This window comes from Microcystis sp. M49636_WE2 (assembly GCF_030065375.1).
In the GTDB taxonomy this organism is placed as follows: domain Bacteria; phylum Cyanobacteriota; class Cyanobacteriia; order Cyanobacteriales; family Microcystaceae; genus Microcystis; species Microcystis aeruginosa_C.
The window spans coordinates 1-3602 of the sequence record NZ_JASJFG010000360.1; the positions used below are offsets into that span (position 1 = coordinate 1).

5 protein-coding genes are annotated in these 3602 nt (G+C 41.0%); all 5 read right to left on the reverse strand.

From position 1 onward, the window contains the following. Positions 1-444: 444 nt before the first annotated feature. A complete protein-coding gene (locus PX484_RS08555) occupies positions 445-726 on the reverse strand; it encodes a DUF1214 domain-containing protein (protein ID WP_288103461.1) in 282 nt (93 codons plus the stop codon). A gap of 127 nt (positions 727-853) precedes the next feature. Then, complete coding sequence (locus tag PX484_RS08560) at positions 854-1075, reverse strand: type II toxin-antitoxin system HicB family antitoxin (RefSeq protein ID WP_002744564.1); 222 nt, start codon at positions 1073-1075, stop codon at positions 854-856. A gap of 2 nt (positions 1076-1077) precedes the next feature. Beyond that, the gene (locus PX484_RS08565; protein ID WP_288103468.1) at positions 1078-1239 is read right to left on the reverse strand and encodes a type II toxin-antitoxin system HicA family toxin; all 162 of its coding nucleotides are present in this window, start codon (positions 1237-1239) and stop codon (positions 1078-1080) included. 48 nt (positions 1240-1287) lie between these two features. After that, entirely contained in the window at positions 1288-1983 is a 696-nt protein-coding gene (locus PX484_RS08570) for a metal ABC transporter ATP-binding protein (protein ID WP_288103463.1), read from the reverse strand. Between the two features lie 10 nt (positions 1984-1993). After that, on the reverse strand, positions 1994-2929 hold the full coding sequence (locus tag PX484_RS08575; protein ID WP_288103466.1) for a metal ABC transporter solute-binding protein, Zn/Mn family: 936 nt from the start codon (positions 2927-2929) through the stop codon (positions 1994-1996). Positions 2930-3602: the final 673 nt, after the last annotated feature.

Consider the following 3602-nt stretch of genomic DNA (forward strand, 5'->3'; position numbering starts at 1 on the left):
GACCGACCCAACTGCAACAAAAAGCGTTAGATTTATTGGGAGTTTCCCTGATTTGTACCCAGTAACGGGGTGCTGTAAATTCTCTTAATCCCTTCTACAGCACAGGTTATGGCCTTTTGTCAACGGGGAAGTCCAGGTATAGTAAGACTTTTAGCGATTACTAAGAATTATGAAGTGTCACACTCTAGTCAGCGATCGCTGGCTTAATGAGAGTTTATCTCAATAATTTAGTATCAGAACTATCAGATTTTTAGGGCTAGTTGTGCATCTGCTGGGCAAACAAATTAGCCTGTAATTCAGATCCGGCAATCGTTTTGACGATTTAGATAAAATTTTCAATGTGACAGTTGAGGGTGCGGAATGTGGGTGACAAAGTTTGATCGCCGAATTTTATCACCTCAACCCAAGCAACAGATCGGCGATCCAGCCAGATTCTCAATAGGATTACTTTAACTCGATTTCCCCTGGTCGCCAAGTCTTATCAAACCAAGGATCGAGCGGGCCATAAAGCCGAAGAATCGTATTCCAACCCGTGCCCGGATTTGTCTGCACCCAATTATTTTCCTTACTCGCAAGCGGTTTCGGCCCGAAATAGAGATCCACAGAGCCATCCGCATTAACCAAAAGTCCCTTAGTCTGACTACCGACACTAGGAAACTGTTGATCCGTCTGAATCATCGATCGCGTCTGGTGACTGTAAAGAATCACTGACCAGAATAGTAGCACGCTAGGATGTTTTAGCGTAACGCAGAATAATTACAAATTCGTCATGATTAAAAGCAAAAAAGCGCGTTAAGTAACTATTTTTTAAGTCAAGACAGCAATTGGCGATCACAATTCCCCCAAAAATGCTCTATACAGTGCTTAATGCTTTGATTTTCGCTATCTCTGTTTCTAAGTTGGGAAGTTTTTGATTATATTTTTGGGCTGTTTCTAACCATAAATCTTTTACCATCAGTAATTCTTGTAGGGTTTCTTCTAAGGTTTCACCCTGAGCCAAACAGCCAGATAGTGCTGGAATTTCAGCGACAAAACCGCCTTCTTCACAGGGATAAATAATAATTGGATAATTCATCTTTAGTTGTCTCCGATAATTTTAAGGACTCGACGAATATAAACAGATTTTACTTTTTTATTATGAACAGGTATGATCAAAATAATATCATTTCTTTTAAAAATGTGATGGCTACCTGTAATTCGATCAAGGGAAAACCCTTCTAATTCTAGCAGTTTACAAATATCGTTGAATCTTGCGTTATTAGGACTATTCTTGAAAGGAGAAACCCTTTAACAATACACTTGTTCTAACATAGCGGTAGTGAGAGATTTTTGGCCGTGATAATAGAGACGACGATTGAGACAACCGATCGATTTAACATAGGTAGATAGGGTTCCCAGATCATGGGAAATAATTAAAATAGTCATCCACTCATTCAATTCTTGCAACAGGGAAAAAATACTAGCACGCATTTGGGGATCGACACTGGCAGTGGGTTCATCTAAAATCAAGAGACGGGGTTCTACTGCTAAAGCGCGAGCGATATAAACCCGTTGGCGCTGTCCTCCCGAAAGTTCGGCAATCGACCTTTTTTTCAACGCTAACATTCCCACACTATCTAAAGCTTTATCTACCCTTAACTCATCTTTTTTACTATAGCCTTGCCAGAGTTTTTTGCTGCTCAATCTCCCCATTTTCACCACCTCACCCACAGTGATGGGAAATGAGCGATCGCATTCGACAAACTGCGGCACATAACCGACTAATTCCCGACCTTTTTGGACAGTTTGCCCCAAAATACTGACTTCTCCCCGCCAAGGTTTAATTAATCCCAGTAAAACCTTAAGTAGGGTAGTTTTTCCTCCTCCATTCGGACCGATAATTCCCAGGAAATCTAATTCTTCAATGGTTAAATTAATATCTTCGAGGATAGGTTCCTGTTCGTAGCCGGCCCAGAGATTATTAATGGTAATGATCGTTGACATATACAAGCAATTACTGATTTAAAACTGTGGCCATTTTTTGGGAAACTTGTCGCAGGTTTTCACTCCAATTTTCAGCAAAGGCACTGATAGGGATTACCTGTCCCCCAATTTCCCTAGCAATAGTTTCGGCACTTTTCTGACTAAATTCTGGTTGAGTAAAAATAACTTTAATATTCTCTTTTTTTGCCTGTTTGATTAGTTGACTTAACTGGGCAGCACTGGGTTCATTGCCGTCGATTTCGATTGCGATCATCTCTAAACCGTAATCTTGGGCAAAATAGCCCCATTCGGGATGAAAGACCATAAATTTTTTGTTTTTGACCCCTGCCAAGTTTTGCCGAATTTCTTGATCTAATGCGTCTAATTCCTGACTGAATTTTTCAAAGTTAGCCCGATAGATAGCTTCCTGACCGGGATCGAGTTGTGCTAGGGTTTGATAAATAGTCTTTGCCTGTGCTTTGACTCGTTTTGGTGATAACCAAATATGGGGATCTAGGGTGTTTTTTCCAGCTTGATGTTTTTTTTCCTTAGCGTGATCGTGATCATGATCATGATCGTGATTATGTTCTGCTGTCAAAGGGATTTTATCTACCCCTTGACTGGTATCGACGATTAACATCTGCTGGTTAACACTGTTTAAGCGATCTTTCCAGGCATCTTCTAAGGATACACCGATTTTAAAGTAGGCTTGCGATTGGGCTGTGGTTTTTAATTGTTCGGGTTTTGGTTCATAGGTGTGGGGATCTGTCCCGGGTTGAATCATGGCATTAACACTAACTCTATCACCGCCGATGCGTTTGACGAAATATTCCTGCGGTACGATACTCACTGTCACCTGTAAGGGTGTCTTTGCTTCCTCTTCCTTGACCGAGGGACCACTACAAGCTGTTAAGCTGGCTATAGTCAGGGTTAAAGCGATCGCTGTTAACTGGAAATTTTTACCCATCGGATTAACTGAGTCTGATTATGATTCTGATCTTATCACAGTCGGTGAGAATCGTTATCATTCTGAAAATATTTTGGTATAGATGTACTGGTTTTTCGTCCTTCGATCTTTCGCTCCCAATTAAAAAATTTTCTCTTGCTAACTAACGCTTGACATGATATTATATAGATAATGGAAAATCCGTGCGCCTGCGACCCCCCTCTGGTCAAGTCAAATAAAGCCCAAAAAAATTAACCCCAAAAAGTAGTGGGTGAACTGATAACTGATACTTGCTAAGACTGCACCGGAGCAGGGAGAGGAAGCCTGAGCATTTGTACTAAAACTCCCAAGAGGCAGTATAAAAAATTCAGTAGAGCTTAACTAGAGCTTGCTGAATAAATCTAAAAACCGTGTTGGGTAAGACTTTTAGACTTTTTGGGAAATCAAAAAGTACCGGACATGGGAGTGATCGGGGGGAAAATTCAGGGACTTTTTCCCTGAAAATTAGGTAATTGACCCCCTCAAAATCGGTAAAACCCTACACCCCACACCCTGTCCCCACAAAAAACTTTTTGCCGCAAACCCTAACCAAAAACCGAGTGCCGATCACTAAAAAATGACTTTTGCCTCCGTTATTAGCAACACTGAAAAATCGCCATTAACTGCCGCACTTATCCAAAAACTGGAGAAAAAC

Excerpts from the sequence above, each read along its gene's own strand:
- PX484_RS08570 (WP_288103463.1), bottom strand. The coding sequence starts at position 1,983 with ATGTCAACGATCATTACCATTAATAATCTCTGGGCCGGCTACGAACAG.
- PX484_RS08575 (WP_288103466.1), bottom strand. The coding sequence starts at position 2,929 with ATGGGTAAAAATTTCCAGTTAACAGCGATCGCTTTAACCCTGACTATA.
- PX484_RS08560 (WP_002744564.1), bottom strand. The coding sequence starts at position 1,075 with ATGAATTATCCAATTATTATTTATCCCTGTGAAGAAGGCGGTTTTGTC.